General features: G+C 68.9%; 14 protein-coding genes and 1 pseudogene. 11 read left to right on the top strand and 4 right to left on the bottom strand.

What is annotated here, in order from left to right:
- Window positions 1-90 precede the first annotated feature (90 nt).
- Together ACSAMQ_RS03615 and ACSAMQ_RS03610 are read right to left on the bottom strand one after the other, a co-directional pair.
- Window positions 91-3,624: an ATP-binding protein gene (locus ACSAMQ_RS03615; RefSeq protein WP_435394329.1), complete on the bottom strand. Its 3,534-nt coding sequence runs from the start codon at window positions 3,622-3,624 to the stop codon at window positions 91-93.
- A gap of 192 nt (window positions 3,625-3,816) precedes the next feature.
- On the bottom strand, window positions 3,817-7,332 hold the full coding sequence (locus ACSAMQ_RS03610) for an ATP-binding protein (RefSeq protein WP_435394328.1): 3,516 nt from the start codon (window positions 7,330-7,332) through the stop codon (window positions 3,817-3,819).
- A 280-nt stretch (window positions 7,333-7,612) separates the two neighbouring features.
- Between ACSAMQ_RS03610 and ACSAMQ_RS03605 the strand changes: the two genes are divergently transcribed.
- From ACSAMQ_RS03605 to ACSAMQ_RS03595, 3 genes and pseudogenes are all read left to right on the top strand, one after another.
- The gene (locus tag ACSAMQ_RS03605; protein ID WP_435394327.1) at window positions 7,613-8,359 is read left to right on the top strand and encodes a YceI family protein; all 747 of its coding nucleotides are present in this window, start codon (window positions 7,613-7,615) and stop codon (window positions 8,357-8,359) included.
- Window positions 8,356-8,913: pseudogene (locus tag ACSAMQ_RS03600) on the top strand (cytochrome b); the annotation flags it as partial. The gene ACSAMQ_RS03605 and the pseudogene ACSAMQ_RS03600, both read left to right, overlap by 4 nt.
- Before the next feature lie 64 nt (window positions 8,914-8,977).
- Window positions 8,978-9,532, top strand: coding sequence for a YceI family protein (locus ACSAMQ_RS03595; protein ID WP_435394326.1), 555 nt, complete (start codon window positions 8,978-8,980; stop codon window positions 9,530-9,532).
- Between the two features lie 814 nt (window positions 9,533-10,346).
- Here the strand turns inward: ACSAMQ_RS03595 and ACSAMQ_RS03590 are convergent.
- Window positions 10,347-10,595 (bottom strand): glutaredoxin family protein, encoded by a 249-nt coding sequence (locus ACSAMQ_RS03590; protein ID WP_435394393.1) that lies wholly within the window; start codon window positions 10,593-10,595, stop codon window positions 10,347-10,349.
- A 146-nt stretch (window positions 10,596-10,741) separates the two neighbouring features.
- Here ACSAMQ_RS03590 and ACSAMQ_RS03585 point away from each other — a divergent pair, with 146 nt between their 5' ends.
- From ACSAMQ_RS03585 to ACSAMQ_RS03550, 8 genes are all read left to right on the top strand, one after another.
- A complete protein-coding gene (locus ACSAMQ_RS03585) occupies window positions 10,742-12,145 on the top strand; it encodes an L-serine ammonia-lyase (RefSeq protein WP_435394325.1) in 1,404 nt (467 codons plus the stop codon).
- A gap of 7 nt (window positions 12,146-12,152) precedes the next feature.
- Entirely contained in the window at window positions 12,153-12,812 is a 660-nt protein-coding gene (locus tag ACSAMQ_RS03580) for a hypothetical protein (protein ID WP_435394324.1), read from the top strand.
- Window positions 12,809-13,534 carry an alpha/beta fold hydrolase gene (locus ACSAMQ_RS03575; RefSeq protein WP_435394323.1) on the top strand — a complete coding sequence of 242 codons (726 nt, stop codon included), beginning with the start codon at window positions 12,809-12,811 and terminating at the stop codon, window positions 13,532-13,534. Before ACSAMQ_RS03580 ends, ACSAMQ_RS03575 begins: the two co-directional genes overlap by 4 nt.
- Before the next feature lie 113 nt (window positions 13,535-13,647).
- On the top strand, window positions 13,648-16,518 hold the full coding sequence (locus ACSAMQ_RS03570) for a xanthine dehydrogenase family protein molybdopterin-binding subunit (protein WP_435394322.1): 2,871 nt from the start codon (window positions 13,648-13,650) through the stop codon (window positions 16,516-16,518).
- Complete coding sequence (locus ACSAMQ_RS03565; RefSeq protein WP_435394321.1) at window positions 16,515-17,102, top strand: (2Fe-2S)-binding protein; 588 nt, start codon at window positions 16,515-16,517, stop codon at window positions 17,100-17,102. The genes ACSAMQ_RS03570 and ACSAMQ_RS03565 overlap by 4 nt, the downstream gene beginning before the upstream one ends.
- Complete coding sequence (locus tag ACSAMQ_RS03560; RefSeq protein ID WP_435394320.1) at window positions 17,099-18,388, top strand: c-type cytochrome; 1,290 nt, start codon at window positions 17,099-17,101, stop codon at window positions 18,386-18,388. Before ACSAMQ_RS03565 ends, ACSAMQ_RS03560 begins: the two co-directional genes overlap by 4 nt.
- Before the next feature lie 158 nt (window positions 18,389-18,546).
- On the top strand, window positions 18,547-19,563 hold the full coding sequence (locus ACSAMQ_RS03555; RefSeq protein WP_435394319.1) for an alpha/beta fold hydrolase: 1,017 nt from the start codon (window positions 18,547-18,549) through the stop codon (window positions 19,561-19,563).
- A gap of 1,432 nt (window positions 19,564-20,995) precedes the next feature.
- Window positions 20,996-23,053: a glycosyl hydrolase family 18 protein gene (locus ACSAMQ_RS03550; protein WP_435394318.1), complete on the top strand. Its 2,058-nt coding sequence runs from the start codon at window positions 20,996-20,998 to the stop codon at window positions 23,051-23,053.
- Window positions 23,054-24,042: 989 nt separating this feature from the next.
- Here ACSAMQ_RS03550 and ACSAMQ_RS03545 read toward each other — a convergent pair.
- The coding region (locus ACSAMQ_RS03545; RefSeq protein ID WP_435394317.1) for a homoserine dehydrogenase at window positions 24,043-25,128 on the bottom strand (1,086 nt) is incomplete at its 5' end.

Genomic DNA, 25,128 nt, shown 5'->3' with positions numbered 1-25,128 from the left:
CGTCGCAATGTGTGTGTTATCGCGCAAGCGCGGCCGCGGCGGGGCTGCACCGCCATGCTCCGGCGCGGGCCGCCTGCACTGGCATCGCGCCTATTCCGGGGCTGCGCCGTCCATCGTCGCGGCGATCGCCTCGGCCAGCATCGCACCGGTGACCGGCTTGCGCAGGAAGCGGTCGATGCCGGCCTCGCGCGTTTGCGGCTCGGCGTCCGGGTCGGTGCGCGCGGTCACCGCGATCAGCGGCCGCAGGAAGCCCTGCGCGCGCAACTGCCGCGCCAGATCAAGCCCGTTGAGCCCGGGCAGATCGAGATCGAGCAGGGCCAGGTCGAAGTGCCCGGTCGCCACTTCGGCCAGCGCGGCCAGGCCGTTGGCGACATGGGTGACGCGATGGCCTTGCGCGCGCAGCAGGCCGGCGATGACTTCGGCCACGGTGGCGTCGTCTTCGACCAACAGCAGCGCCAGCGGCCTGATCCGCAGACCGCGCGAAGCAGGCTCCGGCGGCGACGACGAAGCTTCGTGCGGCGGCGCCGCCACCGGCAACAGCGGCACGTCGAAGATGAAACGCGCGCCCTGGCCGGGTTCGCTCTGCACCGCGATGTGCCCTTCCATCGCCGCGGCCAGCTCCTGGCAGATCGCCAGGCCCAAACCGCTGCCGCCGTAGCGCGCCGCGGTGCGCGCGCCTTCGGCCTGTTCGAAGCGGCGGAACAGCCGGGTCTTCTGTTCCTCGTTCAAGCCCGGGCCGGTGTCGACGACCTCGAAACGCACGCCCTGCGGCGCCAGCGCATCGACGATCAGGCTGACCTTGCCCTGCTCGGTGAACTTGATCGCGTTGCCGAGCAGATTCATCAGGATCTGGCAGACCCGGCTCGGATCGCCGCGCAGGCCTTGCGGCGCGCTCGAAGTGATCACCACCTCGAAGGCGAGCCCGCGCTGGCGCGCCAGCGGCTGCATCAGCCCGGTGACCTCGTCGACCAGCGCGCGCAGGTCGAAGGCGCGATCTTCGAGTTCGAGCTTGCCCGATTCGATCCGCGCCAGGTCCAGCGCGTCGTTGACCAGCCGCAGCAAATGCTCGCCGGCGCGGCGGATCGCCTCGGTGTAGCTGCGCTGGCGCGGGTCCAGCGGCGTATCCAGCAGCAGCTCGCTCATGCCGAGCACGCCGGTCATCGGCGTGCGCACTTCGTGGCCGAGGGTGGCGAGGAAGCGGGTCTTCGCCAGCGAGGCCTGTTCGGCCAGTTCGCGCTTGTGCACCGCGAGCTGCCAGGCGCTGCGTCGGCCGAGCCGGCGGCGGTACCCAAGCGCGCCGATCCCGAGCAGCAACAGGCCCAGCAATACGAACCCGGCCTGGGCCCACGTCGCGCGCCACCACGGCGGTTTGACGTGCAAGGTGAAAGCGGCCGGATCGGACCAGATGCCGTCGGCCCCGGCGGCCTTCACCTGCAGCCGGTACTCGCCCGGTTCCAGGCGCGAGAACACCCGCTCGCCGTTGGCGCGTTGCTCGATCCAGTCCGGGTCGTAGCCTTCGAGCTTGAAACGGTAAGTGTGCGAGCGCGGGTCGAGGAAGGACATCAACCGCGCGACCACGCGGAAATCGCGGTCGCCGGATTCCAGTTGCACCGTGTCGTGCTCGATCGGCAACGCCCACTCGTCCTCTTCGCGGCGCACGCTGAGGCTTTCCAGCGACAGGCGCGGCGGCCGCGAACGCGGGAACGGCGTATTGAGGTCGAACAGCACCATGCCGTCGAGCGACAGGGTCGCGGCGATGCCCTTGGCCCCACGCTGCGGCGCGGTCCGGTTCAACTCGACGTTAGGGATACCGTCGCCGAGGCCGAACAGGCGCAGGCGCTTGTCTTTCGGCGAAACCAGCAGCAGCCCGCGCGAGGTCGTCGCCCAGACCATGCCGGCGTCGCTGACCAGCAGGCCGGACACGCTGGTGTCGGGATAACCGGCGCTGTTGTCGATGCGTTGCTCGAACACGAGCTGACCCTCGGCCCAGCGATGCGACTCCAAGGCACCGTTGCGCGCGACCCACAGCCGGTGCGGGCCGGCGAAGGCCATCGCCTGGACGTCGCCGAACGCGCCACCCGGCACGGCGACGAAGCGCTTGCCGTCCCAACGCCATAAACCCGCGGTGCCGGCGAACCAGGGCCGTTCGCCGGGGCCGACCACGAAGGTCGCCGCGCCGGTGGTGAAACCGGCGGTCGCGAACACGCGTTCGATCTCGCCCGAGGGCAGGCGTTCGCCCGCGGCGTTGTAGCGGCGCGCGCTGCCGTCGGAGAACCACAGCCACAGGCCGCCGTCGGGCAACTCGTGCAGGAACCACACCGTGGTGCCGAGCTCGCCGGCGCCGAACGGCCAGCTGCGCGCCGTGCGCGTGGCCGGGTCGAACAGGCTCAGGCCGCTGGAATGGCCGATCCACAAGGTGCCGTCGGGGCGCAGATACAGGGTGTGCATCCACTTCAGGCCGAGCTGCCGGTTGTCGGCGACCGGTTCCAGCACACGCGCATCGCGGCGCAGGCGATACAGGTCGGTGGCCGACAACATCCAGAAGCCGCCCTCGCCGTCGGGCGCGATGTCGCGCACGTCGAGGCGGTCGATCTGCACGCCGCCGACCGAGGTGATCGAAGCGAAACGGTTCCAGTCCGGCGGCAGATACACCAGCCCCTGCGAATAGGTCACCAGCCACAGCCCGCCTTCGCCGTCGCGCAGCATCTGCTGCAGGCCGCTGCGGCGATCCCAGATGCCGTCCCCGGCGTCGTCCTGCAACAGCCGCGCCTCGCCGTTGCGGTCGACCCGGTACAGGCCGGCGGTGGTGCCGATCCAGCGTCCGCCGGACTGGTCGCCGACGACGATGGCGTTGGTGGTCTGCTCGCCGAGCGCCCACGGCGCCGGGGTCATGCGATCGTCGGTGCCGAGCCGGAACAGCCCGCGCTGGCTGCCGACCCAGATCGAACCGTCGGCATCGCGCGACAACTCGCCGATCCGCACGCCGGCGGTGTCGTCGCCGCCGATCGGGCCGAAGCGGCCGCGCTCGAACCGCACCAGCCCATGCATGGTGCCGACCAGCAGGCGGCCGCGGTCGTCGCTGAGCAGCGCGGTCACCGGCCCCGGCGGCAGGCGCTTGCCGGCGCCGACGCCGGGGGTATAGCGCGACAGGCGGCCCTCCGCGTCGATGCGGCACATCTCGCCGTCGTAGGTCGCGGTCCAGATCGCGCCGTCCGGCGTGCCGGTCATGTACGAGACATCATCGCTGCACGAAGCGTCCTGGCCCTCGAAGACGACGCGGACGAATTCCTTGCGATCGCTGCCGAGCCAGCTCAGGCCATCGCGGCTGGCGACCCAGACGCGGTCGCGGCCGTCGACATAAACGTCTTCGATCGAATTGTCCGGCAGCGAGCCGGACAGGCCGATGACATGGCGCCAGACGGTGAACTCGACGCCGTCGTAGCGGGCCAGCCCGTCCTCGGTCGCGATCCACAGATAGCCCTGGCGATCCAGGTCCATGCTGACGACCGACTTGGGCAGCCCCTGTTCCTGGCCGTAGCGGCGGAAACGCGGCGTTTCGGGAAGGCGTGCCTCTGCCTGCATGGCGAACAGCAACATCAGCAGACACAGACAACGTCCCAGCACGGGTACCTCCTGGACCGCGAGCGAAGCCCCCGGTGCGGTCGAACGCTATCGTCGCAACGGTGTTCCGCAGGCGCAAGCGTGGCTCATTGTGCGACATCCATCCGGTTCATCGGGCGCCCCGGGCGGGCACGCGGATCTCAACTGCGCATCGGGTCACGCTTGCCCCGGCGCTTGGGCGACAGCGCGGGGCGATCAAGGCTTCTGCGCCCGCACCGCCGCCACGGTGTCGGCGAGCATCGCGCCGGTCACCGGCTTGCGCAGGAAGCGGTCGAAGCCGGCCGCGCTCGCCTGCGGTTCGGCATCGGCGTCGGCGCGCGCGGTCACCGCGACCAGGGGCGCGGCGAATCCTTGCGCGCGCAGTTGCCGGGCCAGGTCGAGGCCGGTGATGCCGGGCAAGTCCAGGTCGAGCAGCGCCAAATCGAAATGCGCGGTGGTGACTTCGGCGAGCGCCGCCAGGCCATTGGCCACATGGGTGACGCGGTGGCCCTGCGCACGCAGCAGGCCGGCGATCACTTCGGCCACGGTCGGATCGTCTTCGACCAACAGCAACGCCAGCGGTCCTACCTGCGCGCCGCGCGAGGCAGGTTCCAGCGTCGACGACGGCGATACCGGCGGTTCGGCGCTCGGCAACGGCAGCTCGAACACGAAATGCGCGCCCTGGCCGGGCTCGCTGTGCACCGCGATATGCCCTTCCATCGCCGCGGCCAGCTCCTGGCAGATCGCCAGGCCCAGGCCGCTGCCGCCGTAGCGCGCCGCGGTGCGCGCGCCGTCGGCTTGTTCGAAGCGGCGGAACAGGCGCGCCTTTTGTTCTTCGTTCAAGCCCGGCCCGGTGTCGGCGACCTCGAAGCGCACGCCCTGCGGCGCCAGCGCATCGACGATCAGGCTGACCTTGCCCTGCTCGGTGAACTTGATCGCGTTGCCGAGCAGGTTGAGCAGGATCTGGCACACCCGGCTGGCGTCGCCGCGCAGGCCGCGCGGCGCGCTCGGCGCGATCAGCACCTCGAACGCGAGCCCGCGCTGCTGCGCCAGCGGCCGCATCAGTTCGGCCGCCTGTTCGATCAGCGCGCGCAGGTCGAAGGACTCGTCGGCGAGTTCGAGCTTGCCCGATTCGATCCGGGCCAGGTCCAGGGCGTCGTTGACGAGCCGTAACAGGTGTTGGCCGGCGCGCAGGATCGATTCGGTGTAGCCGCGCTGGCGCTCGTTCAAGGGCGTGTCGAGCAGCAGCTCGCTCATGCCGAGCACGCCGGTCATCGGCGTGCGCACTTCATGGCCGAGGGTGGCGAGGAAGCGGGTCTTCGCCAACGACGCCTGCTTGGCGACTTCGCGCTCGTGTTCGGCGGCCTGCCAGGACAGCCGGCGTTGCAGGCGGCGCCGGTACGAGGCCGCGATCCACCACACCAGCAAGGCGATCAACCCGGCCAGCGCCGCCAGCGCCGGCGGCGTGCGCCACCACGGCGGGCGCACGTTGAATTCGAGGGTGCGCTCGACCGCGGCGTTGCCGTTGGCGTCGATCGCACGTGCATGCAGCACGTAGCTGCCCGACGGCAGCCCGGCGAACACCCGCTCGCCGCTGTTGCCGACCGATACCCAGTCGCTGTCGTAGCCTTCCAGCCGGGTGTAATACCGATTGGCCTGCGGATCGTCGAACGACAGCAGGCGCAGTTGCACGCGCATTTCGCGGTCGTCCGGCGCCAGCGACGGAATCGTCGCGTAACGCGCGGCGCGGGTCGCGCCCGCCGGCAGCGACGAGCCTTGCAGCGGCAGCGGCACCCAGCGGCCGTGGCGACGCACGTCGAGCTGATGCCATTGCAGCCGCGGTTGGCGCGGCGGCGGGTCGGCCAGCTCGGTATCGACCAGCACCACGCTGCCGTCCGACAACGCCGATGCGAGCACGCCGCGCGGGGTCATGACCGAACCGCGGCGGATGAATTCCTGGCTGCTCATGCCGTTCTGCACGCCGAAGTGGCGCAGTTGACGGTGCTTGGGATCCCAGCGGAACAGGCCGCGCGAGGTCGGCATCCAGATCCGGCCGAGGCGGTCGCGGAACAGGTCGGTCGCCTCGACCGCGGGAATGCCCTCGGCCACACCGACCTGCAAGTGCAGGCGCCAGCGTGCGCCGTCGCGGCGATATTGCGCCAACCCCTGAAGGGTCTGCAGCCACAGGCTGTCGGCGTCGTCGAAGACGAAACCGAACACCCGCTCGCGCGGCAGGCCCTGCACCGGCCGCATGCGGTTGCCGGCGGCATCGTGGCGCAGCATGCCCTGCCCCGACGCCACCCACAGCGCGCCGTCGGGCGCAATCTTCATCGAACCCAGGTCGCCGACGCCGATGCCCTGCTCGGGCCCGACCAGGATCGTCGACAACACCTTGCCGGTGTCGGTGTCGCGCTGCTGCAATCCCTGGGTCAGGAACGAGATCCACAGGCTGCCGTCGCGCGCGATCAGCATCCGCTCCGGCTCGCCGTTGAGCGCCGGTTCCGGCGTATCCACGGTCCAGTCGCGCCACACGCCGGAAGGATCGATCCGGACCACGCTGTTGCGGCTGGTCGCGACCCACAACCGGCCCTTGCGGTCTTCGACCGCGGCATTGGGCAGGCTGTGGCCGATCGAGTCGTGCGGCCCGTCGCTGACCGGCTCGACCACGCCGTCGGCGCCGAGGCGTTCGATCTCGCCCCGCGCGCCGAGCAGCCACAACCCGCCGCTCGCCGACGGCGCCAGCGAGGGATACAGCTCGCTCGACAAGGTGCCGCGTTCGCGCGAGTACTGGGCGATGCGGCGCCAGTCCGACCGCAGATAGCCCACGCCGGTGCCGGCGAACGGAAACCAGAACGAACCGTCGTCCTGGCCGACGATCTGCTGCACCGGCCGCGCCGGCCGGGCCGGGCCGAGCGTGGCCGGCACCGGCACCGCGCCCGGCGCGACCCGCCAGATGCTGCGCTGGGTGCCGAGCCAGAAATTGCCGCCGCGGTCGGGCGCCAGGCTCAGCACCGCATTGAGATGGCCGAACATCACCGAGTAGTCGGGATCGGTCCAGCGGCCGTCGCGCTCGCGCCGGTACAGGCCGGTCTTGGTGCCGACCCAGAGCTGGTCGCCGACCGGGGTGACCGAGAAGATCCACGGCGCCGGCTCTTCGCCGGGCACGTCGATGCGTTCGAAATCGCTGCCGGTCCAGCGCGCCAGGCCCTTGAAAGTGCCGACCCACAGATCGCCGCGGGCGTCGTAGGCCAGCGACAGCACCGTTTCCGCCGGCAGGCTGCGCAGATCGCCGGGCTTGGGCACGAAGCGGGTGATGCGGCCGTCGCGGTCGAGCCGGTGCAGACCGCCGCCGTAGGTACCGAACCAGATCTCGCCGTTGCGGCTGGCGACGGCGAAGGTGTCGTCGCTGCCGATCTCGGGGCGGTCGGCCTGGCGGTAGTGGACGAAGCCCTCGCGCTTGCCGTCCATCATGCTCAGGCCGCGGCCCTCGGCCGCGACCCAGATGCGGTCGCGATCGTCGACCGAGACCAGGGTCAGGTCGTTGCCGGGCAAGGACGCCGGGTCGCCGGGCGTATGCCGCCAGACCTTCATGCCGATGCCGTCGTAGCGGGCCAGGCCGTCGGTCGTGGCCAGCCACAGATAGCCGGCGTGGTCGAAGGCCATGCCGTTGACCTTGCTCGACGGCAACCCGTCGGCGACGCCGATGATGCGCGCGCGCGGCACTTCGGGCACGGCGGCTCCGGCCGCCCAAGGGGCGCCCAGGCACAGACAGGCGGTTAGCAGCGCACGCAGCATTCGGTCCCCTCCCCGGGTGGAACGCGGCGTCCCAGCGCCCGTCTTGTTCGTTCCCTCGCCCACTAGGCTCGGCGATACCGCCTGTACGAAGCAAGAGGCGCCGCTCGCCGGCACCGAACTCCCGCCGCTACGGCGGGTCGAAACGGATCGTTGCGCGTGCCTAGACACGACTTTGCGCGGCTATGCCTAGAATCCCCCGAACCCTGCCGGAGCCGCCATGCCTCTCATCCGCCGTTGCGCCGCCCTGACCGCCGCGCTGGCCGCGCTGCCGTTCGCGTTGGCCTCGGCCGTCGCAAGCGCGGCGCCGCCGCAGCGCTACGGCCTGGACCCGGTGCATACGCGGGTGATGTTCGCGGTCTCGCATGCCGGTTTCTCCCAGGCCCTCGGCACCGTGTCGGGCGCCCGCGGCAGCCTGTTGTTCGACCGCGACGACTGGCGCAGCGCCAAGCTCGAGGTCAGCCTGCCGCTGACCCGGCTGGACCTCGGCGACGCCAAATGGAATGCCGCCACGCTCGCCGCCAACCTGCTCGACGGCAAGCGCCACCCGCTCGCCCGCTTCGTTTCCGAGACCGTCGAACCGCTGCCGGCCGAGGGCGAGCACCGCGCCGACCGCGCCCGGGTCTGCGGCGCGCTGAGCCTGCACGGGGTCACCCGCCCGCTGTGCATGGAGGTGCGGCTCAATGCCTACAAGCGCCACCCGCTGCCGCCGTTCCGCCATACCGCCGGCTTCTCGGCGACCGCGCGCCTGAGCCGCGCCGCGTTCGGCATCGACGCCTGGAAGTCGGTGATCGGCGACGAGGTCGAGCTGCGCATCGAAGCCGAGGCGGTACGCAACCAGCATCTCGACAACAGTCCCGCCGACGACAGCGAGCCGATGGCGGACGACGCCCTGCCTGCCGCCGGCGACGAAACCGCCGATCCTTCTCCCCGCCCAGCCACGCCCGAACCGGAGCCCCGCCGATGACGTTCAAGAACACCGCCGACCGCTGGGGGCCGATCAGCCAGTTGCTGCACTGGACGGTCGTGCTGCTGATCGCGGCGATCGCGATCATCGGCCTGACCATGACCGACATGAGCAATGGCCCGTCGAAGATCAAGATCTACGCGCTGCATAAGTCGCTGGGCCTGACCCTGTTGAGCCTGGTCGCGCTGCGGCTGCTGTGGCGGCTGTACGCCGGCGCCCCGCGCCCGGTGGCCGGCACCCCGCATTGGCAGGAACGCATCGCCTCGCTGACCCATTGGGCCCTGTACGCGTTGATGTTCGCCCTGCCTATTTCGGGCTGGGTATTCAATTCGTCCTCGGGTTACCCGTTGCAGTATTTCGGCCTGTTCAATCTGCCGCGCATCGCCGAGCGCAGCGAAGACCTGTCGCGCCTGAGCCGCGACCTCCACGAATACGGCTTCTGGCTGCTGCTCGCCCTGGTCCTGGCGCATGCCGGCGCGGCCTTCTATCACCACCTGTTCCAGAACGACGCCACCCTGACGCGGATGCTGCCGGGCCGTCGCCAACCGCAGCCCGCCCCGGCCGCCTCGCCTGTCCATGCCTCTTCCCCTTCCCCTACGCAAGTTCCGGAGCAACCCGATGCCGATTAAATCCCTCGCCCTGGCCGGCCTGCTGTTCGCCGCCACCGCGCCCGCCCTCGCCGCCGACTACGTCCAGCAGCCCGGCTCCAGCCTGACCTTCGCCACCAAGTACCAGGGCGAGGTGTTCGCCGGCAACTTCCCCGGCTTCACCGCCCGCATCAGCTTCGACCCCGCGCAGCTGAACGCCTCCAAGCTCGACGTCGTGATCCCGTTGGCCGGCACCAACACCAAGAACAGCGAACGCGACGACACCCTCAAGGGCGCCGACTTCTTCAGCATCGCCAAGTTCCCGCAGGCCCGCTTCACCGCGACCAAGTTCCGCAGCCTGGGCGGCAACAACTACGCCGCCGACGGCAGCCTCAACCTGCGCGGCGCGACCAAGCCGGTCACCCTGACCTTCACCTGGACCGCCGGCGCCAAGCCCGTGCTGGCCGGCAAGGCCACGGTCAAGCGCCTGGACTTCGGCGTGGGCGGCGGCGACTGGGCCGACACCTCGATCATTCCGAACGAAGTGGCGGTCAGCACCAAGGTGGTGTTCGCGCCGGCGAAGTAAGCGGCGCGATGGGTCGCGGCAGCGGCCCCTAACGCCAGCGTTGCTGACCGTTTGCCGTTTGCCGTTGTCGTTGTCGTTGTCGTTGTCGTTGTCGTTGTCGTGATTTTGACTTGCTTTGCTGCTTTGCCGGTCAAAAGCTGACCCGTAGGGCGGCCCGCAGGGATGCGGGCCGTGCGCAAGCAGGCCATGGATGACCTGTCTGGAGCATCCCTGCGTCGGCAGCGATCGTGCGGGCGTGTGCCCTTGCAGGGAAGGCCTTTTCCTTGGTTATCTTTGGGCCAGCAAAAGAAAGTAACCCGGCCGTTACGGACGGAAGCTTTGCTCTTTACTCAGGGTGCAGCGAACTCCCTTTGTAGGAGCGACGTGAGTCGCGACCGCGGAACGCGCACCGGCACCAAGGCTCATCTCGTTCACCAAAGCGGCGTGCTTTCGCCAGGGGTAGGAGCGGCGCAAGCCGCGACATCGCTGTGGCGGTCTTGCGGCGGCTCTCTCGTTCAATAGATCAAGATCAAACCCAAAGCTTCCGCCACTAAAGCGGCGGGTTACTTTCTTTTGTCATAAGCAAAAAAAGAAAGGTAATCACAAGCCCGCACGAGCGATGCCGATGCCGATGCCGATGCCGATGCCGGAATTTTCCATACGTGACCTTCTTGCCCCGATGCAAAACGGCCTGCATCCCTGCAGGCCGCCCTCCGGGTCTTCCTAGGGCCTTCGCTAATACTCGGCTGCGTAGAACAACAGCAAAATCTTTGCGGCAACGCCCCTCCCCCTTTCTCAAAGCGGGAAACGTAGACGCAGCCCGGCCGCTCAGTCCTCACCCCACCCGCCCCAGCAACACCGCGACCGCCGCCGCATCGAACGGCCAATCCAGCTCGATTCCGGCCGCCTCATCGCGCAAGACCGGTACCCGCATTCCGTACAAGGCTTCCAGGCCTTCGTCTTCGTCGATGAAGACGCTGTCGAACTCGGGCGCGCGGGCCTGCGCCAGCACCTCCAGCGCGAGGTCGCACAGGTGGCAGTCGTCGCGCTGGAACAGGGTCAGGACGGGAGCGGTGGCGGTCATGGCAATGCGGCGCAGTATGGCGTCGGGAACAGGTCGACCCGGGTAGAATAAGCGGCTCCGCGCCTGCCGCGGCATCGCGGTCCGGATGCCGGCGACGCGGTCCGCCAGCATCGTCCGACTTCTTCCCTCGTTGGAGCAGCAAGCCCGTGGCAGTCAGCAGTTTCGACCTGTTCAAGATCGGCATCGGCCCGAGCTCGTCCCATACCGTCGGCCCGATGCGCGCCGCCGCGCGCTTCATCGAGCGCTGGCTCATCGAAGGCTGCAACGCCGAAGCCGATGGCGCCGACCTCGCCCGCACCGCGCGCGTGCGCGCCGAGGTGTTCGGCTCGCTCGCCCTGACCGGACGCGGCCACGGCACCGACAAGGCGGTGCTGATGGGGCTGGAGGGCCACTGGCCGAACCAGATCGACCCCGACATCATCCCGGCGGCGCTCGAACGCATCCGCACGACCAAGCGCATCCGTTTGTTCGGCCGCCACGAGATCGGCTTCGACGAGAAGCACGACCTGATCATGAACAAGCGCCAGAAACTGCCGTTCCACACCAACGGCATGCGCTTCACCGCCTACGACGCGGCCGGCGAAGTCATCGCCACGCGCGACTATTATTCGGTCGGCGGCGGCTTCGTCGTCAACCAGGACGAAGCGGCCGAAGACCGCATCGTCGCCGACACCACCGAGTTGCCGTATCCGTTCCACTCCGGCGACGAGCTGCTGGCGCAGGCGCAACGCAGCGGCCTCAGCATCGCCGAGATGATGATGGCCAACGAGCGGGTCTGGCGCACCAGCGAAGAGATCAACGACGGCCTCGACGCGATCTGGAACGCGATGCAGTCCTGCGTGGCGCGCGGCATCCGCGAGACCGGCACCCTGCCCGGCGGCCTGCACGTGTCGCGGCGCGCGCCGGCCTTGTTCGCGGAACTGTCGAGCAAGCCCGAAGCGGCGATGCGCGACCCGCTAACCGTGCTCGACTGGGTCAATCTGTACGCGCTCGCGGTCAACGAAGAGAACGCCGCCGGCGGCCGCGTCGTCACCGCGCCGACCAACGGCGCCGCGGGCATCATCCCGTCGGTGCTGCACTACTACGACCGATTCTGCCCCGGCGCCAACCTGCAAGGCGTGCGCAACTTCCTGCTGACCGCGGCCGCGGTCGGCATCCTGTACAAGGAAAACGCCTCGATCAGCGGCGCCGAAGTCGGCTGCCAGGGCGAGGTCGGCGTGGCTTGTTCGATGGCGGCGGCCGGTCTGGTCGCCGCGCTCGGCGGCACCCCGAGCCAGATCGAAAACGCCGCCGAGATCGGCATGGAGCACAACCTCGGCCTGACCTGCGACCCGATCGGCGGGCTGGTGCAGATCCCCTGCATCGAGCGCAATGCGATGGGCGCGGTCAAGGCGATCAATGCCTACCGCATGGCCATGCGCGGCGACGGCAAGCACAAGGTCAGCCTCGACAAGGTCATCAAGACCATGCGCGACACCGGCCGCGACATGCAGGACAAGTACAAGGAAACCTCGCGCGGCGGCCTGGCGGTCAACGTCATCGAGTGCTGAGGCGGCGATGAGCGCGCCGCGCCGGCACCGCGACGAAGGCCGCAGCCTCGGCGTCTTCGCCGACCGCATCGAGGTCCGCTGCCCGCGCTGCGGGCAGGCCGGCACCGTGTGCGCCGACTGGCGCGACCGGCAATGGCATGCGCGCTTCGTCTGCGCGCACTGTGCGCTGGAAGCGCGCGACGCCCGTTGCGACTGGTTCGGCGAGGTCCGCGTCTACGGAAGAAGACCCTGCGGCTACTGCGGCCACCAATGGCTGTGCATCGACCGGATTCGCCCCTCGTCCAGCCAGGCCCGGCACGTGCACGAATGCAGCTCGACGCATCTGGGCGAGTCGCTGCCGTTGCAATGCCCGGTCTGCGAGCGCAGCAGCGAGGTCCAGGTCGATGCCATGCGGCGGCGCGGGAACGCGGGGCTCGATCCGCACTTCGGTTTGCCGTTGCGGCTGATCGAACCGACCCGGGCCGGCCTGTTGTGGGCGTATAACGCGCAGCACCTCGACGAGTTGCGCCGCTACATCGCGGCCGACCAGCGCGAACGCCGCGGCGTCGCCCACCGGAGCATGGTCTCGCGCCTGCCCACCTGGATGAAACTCGCGCGTCATCGCCCGTTGTTGCTGAAGTCGCTCGACCGGCTCGGCGCGCTATCGGACCCGCAACCGCGGGCATGACGCCGATGCGCTGCATCGTGCTGCCCGGCATGGACGGCACCGGCGAGCTGCTGACGGACTTCGTCGCGGCGATGGCGCCGGCCTTCGCCACCGAGGTCATCGCCTACCCGCGCGATCGCCCGCTGGGCTACGATGAACTGATCGAACTCGTGCGTCCGCAGTTGCCGGCCCACGCGCCCTATCTGCTGCTCGGCGAGTCGTTCTCCGGCCCGATCGCGATCCGTCTCGCTGCCTCCAGGCCGCCGCAGCTCGCCGGGTTGGTGCTGTGCGCCTCGTTCGCGCGCGCGCCGCGGCCGCCGGGCTCGCCCCTGAGCGCAGCGACGCTGTCGCGGCTCGCCGGGCGCTTGCCGCTGGCCCGGATGCCGACGCGCTGGGTCGCCTCGGCCATGCTCGGCCGCTGGTCGTCGCCGTCGTGGCGCGAACGCCTGGGCCCGCTATTGGCTTCGCTGGACCCGGCGGTGATGCGTCATCGCCTGCGCGAAGGCGGCGCGGCCGACGTTACCGCCGCGCTGGCCGACATCGCCTGCCCGCTGCTGTATCTGCGCGCCAGCCGCGACCGCCTGGTGTCAGGCGACAGTTGGCGGCGCATCGGCCGAGCCCGGCCGGATGCGCGCTGCATCGAGATCGACGCACCGCACTTCCTGCTGCAGGCCCGCGGCCAGGCCGCGGCCGACGCGATCCGCGGCTGGCGCGACGAATTCGCGGGCGCCGTCCGCGGCTGAGCCGAGCGCCGCGGCCGCGCCGGCCGCCGGTCGATCCGTCGAATCGCGCGATTTCACCGCATATTGCCGCGCAACATGTGACTACTATCGGCCAGCGCCAGCCGGAGTCAGCCATGCCAGCCCGCTTGAGCCGTCGCGATTTCCTCAAAGGCAGCCTGGTGGCCGGGATCACGGTGTACATCGCCGCCCCGGGCAGCGCCGCCATCGCCGCCCTGTTCGAGCGCGAGCGCATCCGGCCCGGGCCCTGGGACCCCAAGACCGGGCACATCCGCTACCGCAGCGACGCCACCGCCAAGGTCACCGGCGAGAAGCTTTTCAGCTACGACATGCGTTCGCGCGACCTGCCCGGTTGGCCGCGCGCGCAGGCCCACGCGATGCTGCTGCGAGTGACCCGCGCCGACCACGTGTTCGAAGGCATCGACCTGTCCTCGCTCGACGCCGGGCTGCAGCCCGACCGCATCGTCACCGCGGCCGATCTGCTGCGCGACGGGGTCGCCTTTCCCAAGTTCTACGGCGAGGACATGCTGCTGCCGGCCGGCAAGACCCCGGCTTACCTCGGCCACGCCGTGGCTCTGTTGATCTGGCACGATTTCGCCCGCTTCCGCGCCGCCAAGAGCCGGCTCAAGTTCCGCGAGGAGCTGATCCGTTGGGGCGCGCAGAGCGGCCCGTTGGAGCGCGCGCCCTGGGCCAGCTTCCGCTACGTGCGCGTGGGCGGGGCGACGCCGTTCGACGACGACGCCTATTCCAGCCTCAAGGACACCCCGCTGTTTCCGGCGGGCTATCGCAAGCTGGCCCCGCAATGGCCGCTGGCCGATGCGATGGGCACGATCGATGCACAGGGCATGGCCCATGCCGAGGCGATGACCGCCGAACTCGACCGGCCCGGCGCCGACAAGCAAGTGTTCGAGCGCGAGTATTTCTCCCAGTCCATCGACACCGCGGCGATGGAGCTCGACAACGGCAACGGCTGGTTCGATGCCGCCACCGCCACCGTGCATGCCGTGTCGGCGACGCAATCGCCCAACGAAGTCGCCGAAGACGGCGCGCGCATGCTCGCGGCCAGCCGGTTCGGGGTCAGAAACCTGGTCCTGCATCCTTGCTACACCGTCGGCTACGGTTCCAAGGACCACAATCCTTACCCGTTCTACGCCCTGGCCGCCGCGCTGTACGGCGATGGCCGGCCGGTGCGGCTCGCCAACGACCGCTACGAGCAATTCCAGTCGAGCCTCAAGCGCCACAGTTTCCGCATGCACTATCGGCTCAAGCTCGATCGGGCGAGCGGCAAGTTCGAGGTATTCCAGGGGCGCATGCAGGGCGACGGCGGCGGCCGGATGAATTTCTCGCCCTCGGTGTGCCTGGTCGCGGCGACCGCGGCGCAGTCGATCTATTACTTTCCGCGCAGCGACCTGGCCAGTACCGTGATCGCCTCGCGCGCGCTCGATGCCGGCTCGGCGCGCGGCTACGGCACCCTGCAGAGCATGGGCGCGACCGAGATGCTGGTCGACGAGATCGCCCAAGAGCTCGGGCTCGACCCGATCGAACTGCGCCTGCGCAACGTGTTCGCGACCGGCATGAAGAACACCCAGGGCGCGATTCCCGGCGGCCTGCAACGCGCCGAGGATATCCTGCGCAAAGCGCGCGCGCATCCGCTGTGGAGCCAACGCGCGGCGCGCAAGCGCGAGTACGAGGCGGCGCACCCCGGCCGGCGCTACGGAGTCGGCTTCGGCTGCGTGCAGAAGGACTACGGTACCGGCGCCGAGGCCGCCTTCGCCGAAGTGGCGCTCGACCGCGACGGCCGCATCGCCCTGCGCCACATCGGCATCGAGATGGGCACCGGCATGGCCACCAGCCAGGCCGCGGTCTGCGCGCAATGGCTGGGCCGGCCGGCCGACGAGATCCGCACCGGCGAAACCGACTGGCGCGAGCTGCCGATGTTCGCCACCGACGATCCCTGGCTGATGACGGCCGAGGTGCAGGCCGCGCACATCGGCGACCCGCGCTGGACGCCGAATTACGCCAGCCCCAGCAGCGCCAGCAACTCGGCCTATTTCTTCAGCCACGCCACCCGCGAAGCGGCGCGGCTGGTGTTCACCCAGGGCCTGTGGCCGGCTGCCCAGGCGATCTGGAGCCAGGGCTACGGCGGCGGCCAACTCTCGCCGCTGGCGATACGGCGCGAGGATGCGCGCTGGGTCGAAGGCCGGCTCACCGCCGGCGGCCTGGCGCCGCTGAGCCTGCCGCAGTTGACCGCGAAGGCCTACGAACTCGGCCTCGTCACCGGCGCGATCGTGCACACCTTCAATCGCTGGCAATGGGCCGAAGCCGAGTTTCCGTTGCGCGACGACGCGCGCCTGCCGCTGGACGGCCTCGCCCTGCGCTGGGGCGACGGCGCCGAAGCCCCGGCAAGCGGAACACCCGGCACGCCGACCGCCAACGGCTACCGCATCGTCGAACGCACGCGCGTGTTCTATCCGCCGCCGCAACGCAATAACGCCGGCGTCGTCTATTACAGCGCCGTCGGCACCATCGCCGAGGTCGCGGTCGACACCGGCACCGGCCGCGTCGAACTGCTCAACCATCATTCGATCCTCGAATGCGGCACGCCGATCGTGCCCGAGTTGGTATCCAGCCAGCTGCAAGGCGGGCTGGCGATGGGCATCGGCCATGCCCTGCACGAATTCCTGCCGCTGTACGAAGACGGCCCCGGCAACGGCAGCTGGAACTTCAACCGCTACGCCCTGCCGCGCGCGCGCGACGTCGCGGTGTGGAAGCAGAGCGGCGAGTTGCTGCCGCCGGTGTCGCAGACCGATGCGCCGAAGGGTATGGCCGAGGTGGTGATGATCGCGGTGGTGCCGGCGATCGTGAACGCCGTCGCCCACGCCACCGGCCACCGGTTCCGCGAACTGCCGGTGACCCCGGACAAGATCCTCGCGGCTGCCGCCGACGACGAGGCGACCGCCGCTGCCGCCCAGGAGGCCCGCGCATGAGCGCCTCGCCGATCCGCACGCGCCCGCTCGCGCTCGACATCAACGGTCGTCGCCATGGGCCGCTCGAGGTGCCCGAGGACATGATGTTGGTCGACGTCCTGCACGAGTACCTCGGCCTGACGGGTACCCGCTTCGGCTGCGGCCAGGGCGTATGCCGCGCCTGCACCGTCATCGTCGACGACGAACATGGACCGCGCGAGGTGCGCAGTTGCATCACCGGCGCGCACTATTTCAACGGCAAACGCATCCGCACGGTCGAAGGCCACGCGCAGCGCGACGAGGACGGCGCGATCAAGGCGCTGTCGCCGGTGCAGCAGGCCTTCCTCGATCATTTCAGCTTCCAGTGCGGCTATTGCACGCCGGGCTTCGTCAACGCCGCCACGGTGTTGCTCGAGCGCCTGGCCAAGCGGCCGATCGCGCATAGCGAAATCGAGGCCACCATCACCGACGCGCTCGATCCGCACCTGTGCCGCTGCACCGGCTATGTCCGCTATTACCAGGCGGTCAAGGAACTGGTGCTGAAAACGCCCGGCCTGGTCCGCGGCGCCGATGCCGCACGCAGCCGGCGGGAGGACGCGCCATGAGCCGGCGCCGCTGGAAACGCCTTGGCCTGTGGGCGCTGGTGCTCGCCGCGTTGATACTGGTGTGGATGCTGGGCAGCTGGCTGGTGCAGCGCTGGCATCAGCGCGGCCCGGCCGTGCAAGTCCGGGCCAGCGCCGCACAGATCGAACGCGGCCGTTACCTCGTCGCCGCGGGCGACTGTGCGGCCTGCCATACCGCCGACGGCGGCGCGCCGTTCGCCGGCGGAGTGCCGCTGGCCTCCCCGTTCGGCGTGATCCACGGCACCAACATCACCCCCGATGCGCAGACCGGCATCGGCCGCTACAGCGCCGACGAGTTCTTCCACGCGGTCACCCGCGGCGAGGCGCGCGACGGTCACCAGTTGTATCCGGCGATGCCGTATGTCTCCTACAAGACCCTGGCGCGGGCCGACAGCGATGCGATCTATGCCTATCTGATGACGCGTCCGGCTGTGCAGCAGGCCAACCGCGCCAACGGCGTCGGCTTCCCCTTCAACATCCGCACCGGCATCCACGCCTGGAACCTGCTGTTCGCCGGCGCCGATGCGCAGCCCGCCTCGCAGGGTCGTTCGGCGGCCTGGAAACGCGGCGAATACCTGGTCGAAACGCTGGGCCATTGCGGCGAGTGCCATAGCCCGCGCGGTTGGCTCGGCCAAGTCGATCGCGAGCGCCCGTTGACCGGCAACGACGAGCTCGGCCGTTACGCCGCGCCGGATCTCACCCCGACCGGACTCGCGGCGCGCGGCTGGGACCGCGCCGGTCTGCGCGCTTACCTCGCCACCGGCATCGCTGCGCAGGCGGTGGCCTCGGACGAAATGCTCAAGGTGGTGAATCTGTCCACCAGCCGACTCGCCGGCCCGGACCTCGATGCCATCGCGACCTATCTCACCGGCGATTCGCCCCGCCCCGCCGCGGCGCTCGCGCACTCGGCCGGCGAGGTCGCCGCGACGCCGGCGCAGGATCGCTATCTCGCGGTCTGTGCCGGTTGCCACGGCCGCGACGGCCAGGGCGTGCCGCACGTCGCCCCGGCCCTGCGCGGCAACAGCGGCCTGCGCGATGCGAATCCGCACAACGTGATCGTCGCGATCCTCGACGGCTTGCCCGAACACGATCTGCCCGGCCTGGAACGCATGCAGGAAATGCCTGGTTTCGGCGACCAGTTCGACGATGCCCAGGTCGCCGAACTCGCCACTTGGCTGCGCGCCCGCTACGGCGGCCGCACCGAGCCGGTCCCGGCCGGCCGAGTGCGCGCGCTGCGCTCGGCAGCGCCGCAGTCGGGGCATCGTTGAGCCTGCGGCGCCTGAGCCGCAGGCGCTCGCGCACTCCCGGGCATCACTCGCCGCCCTGTCGCCGGGCGTTCGGCCAACCCGGTCGCCGCCGTGGCGCCGTGGCGATGCGGCTGCACGGCTTGGATAAGATGCATGCTCCCCCTCATGGAGCGCTCCCGGTGCGCAAGTCCCTCCTCGCCGCCCTGCCGGCGCTGTTCGCGCTTTCGTCGGGCGCCGCCGAACCGGCGCTGCCTTCGTTCGGTCCGCAACTCGAAGGCTTCGACTATCCGCACTCGGTGCAGCGCCACGCCATCCGGTCGCAAGGCGAACCCCTGCAGATGGCCTATATGGACGTGCGTCCGCAGCGCGCCAACGGCCGCGTCGTGGTGCTGCTGCACGGCAAGAATTTCTGCGCGGCCACCTGGGAATCCAGCATCGCCGCGCTGCGCGACGCCGGCTATCGGGTGATCGCGCCCGACCAGATCGGCTTCTGCAAATCCAGCAAGCCCGTGCATTATCAGTACACCCTGCATCAGCTCGCCGCGAACACGCATGCGCTGCTGCAGTCGTTGCGGATCGAACGCGCCAGCATCATCGGGCATTCGATGGGCGGCATGCTCGGCGCGCGCTATGCCTTGATGTATCCGCAGGCCAGCGAGCGTCTGCTGCTGGTCAATCCGATCGGCCTGGAAGACTGGAAAGCGCTCGGCGTGCCGTGGCGCAGCGTCGACGAGGCCTATGCGCGCGAACTCAAGACCAGTTTCGCCTCGATCAAGCAGTATCAACTCGAGGTCTACTACGGCGGCCAATGGAAACCCGAGTACGACCGCTGGGTCGGCATGCTCGCCGGGCTCTACGCCGGTCCGGGCCACGAACGCGTGGCCTGGAACCAGGCACTGACCTCGGACATGATATTCACCCAGCCGGTGGTGCACGAGTTCGGCAACCTGCGCGTGCCGACCACCTTGTTGATCGGCCAGCGCGATCGCACCGCGATCAATCGCGACCTCGCCTCGGCCGAGCTCAAGCCGAAGCTCGGCCTGTATCCCGAGCTGGGCCGTCGCGCAGCGCGCGCCATCGCCCACTCGACCCTGATCGAATTCGACGACCTGGGCCATTCACCGCAAGTCGAAGCGCCCGACCGCTTCAACCGCCATTTGATCGAAGCGCTCGCCGCCCCCGCCACCAAGCCATAGCGGCCGCACGATTACCGCTGGCTGGCCCTGACGCTAACGTTGTTGTTGCTGGTGCTGGTGCTGGTGCTGGTGCTGGTGCTGTTGCTGCTGTTGCTGTTGCTGTTGCTGTTGCTGTTGCTGTGCGCAGCTTCGCACTAGCGAAGGCTAAAGAAGACCCGGAGGGCGGCCCGCAGGGATGCGGGCCGTTTTTCATCGGGACAGGGATGTCCCGTATGAAAAATCACCGCGGAGGCATCGCTCGTGCGGGCCCTTGATTCAAAACAAAGCGTTTTTCTTTGGTTACCTTTCTTTTGTTGCTTTAGACAAAAGAAAGTAACCCGCCGCTTTAGTGGCGGAAGCTTTAGGCTTGATCTTGATCTTGATCTTGATCTTGATTCTGGCTCTAACCTTACTAGACAGAGACGCAGCAAGACCGTCGCAGCGATGTCGCGGCTTGCGCCGCTCCTACCCTGATCGGCTGCGGCTACCATCGACGCGAGATTGAGAGGTCGCAGTCGTGGCTTGCGTCGCTCCTACCCCGACCGGCTGCGGCCACCATCGGCGCGAGATTGAGAGGTCGCAGTCGCGGCTTGCGCCGCTCCTACCCAGACCGGCTGCGGCCACCATCGACGCGAGATTGAGAGGTCGCAGTCGCGGCTTGCGCCGCTCCTACCCTGCGAGAGCACGCAGCTTCTACGGCCGGCAACGGCCTCGTCGTCTCTGCTCGTCCGTGATCGCGGCTACGCCGCTCCTACCCTCGCGACGGCTCCGACCTCCGATCGACGACGTAGGCGTTGTGAACTCTGCGCGTCCCATGGTCGCGACTCACGCCGCTCCTACAGGAGCTTCTTAAACGCCACCGCGCCGACCCGGGCCTCGTCGCCGCGCGCATCGCAATCGCGCAATGCCGATGTTGCGCCGCGTCATCGCACACTTCAACAACTCCAATGACCTGCGATGGACATCAATGTCTTTGAGACATCGCCGTATGTCACTGTTTCTAAAGATAAGTCAATTTTCCTTCGCGCTGCGACGCAGCAAATTCCGTCGCATTCGGCGAACGTTGTCATCGTGTTCTGTGAACCACACCGCAAAGGCTGGAATCACGAGTTGACAACGTTGTCACGCAAGGCCAGTTTGCCCACCAGCGAGCAGGCGCCGTCCGGCGCTCCGACGCAGCGGTCATCGCAGGGAGGATGCCGAGGGATCGCGGCCCAAGCCGCATAGCGACATGCGTACGACCGGCCTATCGCACCGGTCGCGCCGCCACGGCGGCAGTGCGCCGCAGGACCGCAGCACAAGACACGACGGCGCGAGCGCCGATCACTCGAGGAGGCACGAGCCTCCCATGCAGGACGGAAGGCCATGGCCTTTCTTCAAACACGGCGGGGAACTGCCGCTGGCCGGTCATGGCCGGCTCTGTCTTGACTATGCACGGGAGAGAGGAAGCATCATGAGACACGCACGGTCCGCCAACCTGCTGTTGCTGTCCGCCATGCTCGCCGCGTCGTCGCTATCGACGGCGTATGCGCAGGGCGCGTCCTGCACCGGAGTTCCCGCCTGGAACCCCTCGACGATCTACAACGCCGGCGACAAGCTGACGTACCAGAACCATCTGTACCAAGCCGCCATTCAGATCTGGAACACCCCGCCGACCCATTGTGCGAGCTGCGGCTGGTACGTTGATCTGGGCGTGTGCGGCACCGGTCCCGGCAATCAGTCGCCGACCGTCTCGCTGACCGCGCCGAGCAACGGCGCCAACTACAACGCCGGCGCCAACATCGCCGTCAGCGCCAACGCGGCCGACAGCGACGGCAGCATCGCCAGCGTCGAGTTCTTCCGCGGTAGCGCCTCGCTCGGCGTCGACACCAGCTCGCCCTACGGCGTGAGCTGGAACAACGCGACCGCCGGCAACCACAGCTTCACCGCCGTGGCCAAGGACAACCAGAACGCGACCACCACCTCAGCCGCGGTCAGCATCACCGTCGGCGCCGGTCCCACCGACACCACGCCGCCGAGCGTGCCGAGCGGCCTGTCCTCGCCGTCGCAGACCTCCAGCAGCATCTCGCTGGCCTGGAACGCATCGACCGACAACGCCGGCGGCAGCGGCGTGGCCGGCTACGACGTCTACCGCAACGGCAGCCTGGTCGGCTCGCCCACGAGCAACAGCTACGTCAGCAGCGGCCTGGCCGCCAGCACCAGCTACAGCTTCACCGTGCGTGCGCGCGACAAGGCCGGCAACGCCTCGGCTCAGACCGCATCCATCAGCGCGACCACCAAGCCGACCGGCCCGGGCGGCAACAAAAAGGTGATCGGCTACTTCGTCCAGTGGGGCATCTACGGCCGCAACTACCGGGTCAAGAACATCGACACCAGCGGCTCGGCAGCGAAGCTCACCCACATCAACTACGCCTTCGGCAACGTCCGCAACAACCGCTGCGAAGTCGGCGTGACCGTTCCGTCCGACCCGAACACCGGCGTCGGCGGCGACGCCTTCGCCGATTACACCAAGGCCTTCCAGGCCGGCGAAAGCGTCAGCGGCGCAAGCGACACCTGGGACCAGCCGCTGCGCGGCAACTGGAACCAGCTCAAGCAGCTCAAGGCCAAGCACCCGAACCTCAAGGTGCTGATCTCGCTCGGCGGCTGGACCTGGTCGCGCGGCTTCTCCAGCGCGGCGCGTCCTGAGAACCGCCAAGCCTTCGTCGCATCCTGCGTGGATGCCTACATCAAAGGCAACCTGCCGGTCACCGACGGCGCGGGCGGTCCGGGCGCGGCAGCCGGCGTGTTCGACGGCATCGACATCGACTGGGAATACCCGGTCGCTTGCGGCATCGCCTGCGGCACCCCGGAAGACAACGCCAACTTCACCGCGTTGATGGCCGAGTTCCGCAAGCAGCTAGATGCCGTTCGACCGGGCCTGTTGCTGACCGTCGCCGTCGGCGCCGGCATCGACAAGATCCGCGTGACCAACCCGGCCGCGTACCACCCCTACCTCGACTTCATCAACGTGATGACCTACGACTTCCACGGCGCGTGGGACCCGAAGACCAACCATCACTCCGCCCTGTTCGCTTCGCCCAACGATCCCTCGACCGGCGACCAGAAGTTCTACAACTCCAACGACGCCATCGAAGCCTTCCTGTCGCGCGGCGTGCCGGCCTCCAAGCTCAACCTTGGCATCGGGTTCTACGGCCGCGGCTGGACCAACGTGCCGAACGTCAACAACGGCCTGTACCAAAGCGGCACCGCGGCCCCGGGCACTTACGAAGCCGGCATCGAGGACTACAAGGTCCTGAAGAATCTCGCCGGCACCGTCCACACCGATGCCAACGCCACCGCGACCTGGAAGTACAACGGCACCACGTTCTGGAGCTACGACACCCCGGCGCTGGTCACGCAGAAGATGAGCTACGTCAAGGCGCAGAACCTCGGCGGCGCGTTCTTCTGGGAGTTCAGCGGCGACGACGCCCAGGGCAGCCTGGCCACCGCGATCAGCGACGGCCTGAAGTAAGACGGCGAAATAATCACCAGTAAGGCCCTCTCCCCACGCGGGAGAGGGTTGCCGGGACGTTGCTCGCTTAACGACGATCAATCGCAGCGCGACGGATATTCGGCTGATCGGAGGCAGACGTCCTCAGGTCCGGCCAGCATCGCGGATCGCACATCGCGGATGCAGATCGGAGCCTTGCTGCAGCATCGCCAACGCTCTTCAGTCACGTTTTACGAAGGCCAGCCGATTGGCGCGCCCTCGGCACAGTTTTGCAAAGCCGCGGCGAGCGATACGTCGCGGTGATATGCAACGGAGCGCCGATCATCCCCCCGATCGGCGCTCCGATTTCGTTTCTGGTGGTCGCGTTTCGCGGCCGGATCTATGCGCCGGCCCAGAGCTTGTAGAAGCGGCGCAAGCCGCGACCGCGCAACCGCGATCGCCCGCGCCGGCAACCGCAGATCCGCGGTCGCGGCTGCGCCGCTCCTACAGGAGGATGGCTGCGTGGCTCCGATGACAGCTGCAGTCGTCGCGGGTGCCGTGTGTAGCCGCGAACTCGCGAAGGCAAGAGAAAGACCCGGAGGGCGGCCTGCATGGATGCAGGCCGTTTTTCATCGGGACAGGGATGTCCCGTATGAAAAAGCCCCACGTATGCGTCGCGCGTGCGGGCCCTTGATTCAAAACAAAGCAACTTCTTTGGTTACCTTTCTTTTGTTGCTTTAGACAAAAGAAAGTAACCCGCCGCTTCAGTGGCGGAAGCTTTGGACTTGATCTTGATCTTGTTTGAGAGAGACGTAGCGAAACCGTCGCAGCGATGTCGCGGCTTGCGCCGCTCCTACCTCGCGAGAGCACGCCGCTTCTACGACCGGCGACAGCCTCGCCGCCTCTGCGCGTCCCATGGTCGCGACTCACCTCGCTCCTTCAGGGGCACAACCGAAGGCGACGCGACATTGGGACATGGCGGTCGCGGCTCGCGCCGCTCCTGCCCTATAAGCCGCTCCGCGAGCGAACGATCACCCCACCAGCCGCAATACATCATCCAACAGCCCCGCCGCGGTCACTTCCGCGCCCGCACCCGGGCCCTGGATCACCAGGGGCTGTGCGCGATAACGGTCCGACCAGATCGCGACCTTGTTGTCGGTGCCGGCGCCGCCGGCCAGGGGGTGGTCGCCGGGCAGGGATTCCAGGCCGACCTTGGCCGAGCTGCGGCCGTCGTCGCGACGCTCGAGGCGGGCGATGAAGCGCAGCTTCTCGCCGTTCTTGTAGGCTCCGGCATAACGCTCGCGCAAGGGCGCATCGAGCGCCGGCAGCGCCGCGTCCACGCCGTCGCGCGACAGGATCGCCAGTTCCGGCGGCACCAGCGAAGCCACTTCGACCTCGCCGGCGTCCAGAGCGACGCCGGCGGCGCGGGCCAGGATCAACAGCTTGCGCCGCACGTCCTCGCCGGACAGGTCGTCGCGCGGGTCGGGCTCGGTATAGCCGGCATCGCGCGCCTGGCGTACCAGCGCCGAAAACGGGCGCATGCCGTCGTAGTGATTGAACAGCCAGGCCAGCGAGCCCGACAGCACGCCGGCGATGGCGTGGATACGGTCGCCGCCGGCCTGCAGTTCGCGCAGGCTGCGCAGCAGCGGCAAGCCGGCGCCGACCGTGGCGCTATCGCCGTAGCCGCTGCCGCCTTGCGCGCAGGCGTCGCGGATCGCGCGCCACCGCGCCAGGGTAGTGCCCTGCCCGATCTTGCAGGCGGTGACCACATGGATGCCCTGCGCCAACCACTGCGCGTGTTGTTCGGCGACCGCTTCGCTGGCGGTCGCATCGATCACCACCCGCGCACCCTCGCCTTCGAGCGCCAGCGCGATATCGCCCAGCGAACTAGGCTGCACGGAATCGGCCAGGGCGGCGACCGCCCGCTCCGGCGAAATGCCGTCGAGGCCGACCGCGGCGCGGCGCGAGTTCGCGACATGCACCAGCGACAGTCGTTCGCCGAGCGCGGTGCCGCGCCACGAGGCTAGCCGCGCGATCACCGCGCCGCCGACGGTGCCGGTGCCGAGCAAGGCGACCCTCGCCGGTGCCGACCGGGCCGCGGCGGCGCTGGTCGGGCG

The organism is Lysobacter sp. 1R34A (genome assembly GCF_051217035.1).
Taxonomy (GTDB): Bacteria; Pseudomonadota; Gammaproteobacteria; order Xanthomonadales; family Xanthomonadaceae; genus Lysobacter.
This window is presented reverse-complemented; position numbering and strand designations above follow the sequence as displayed.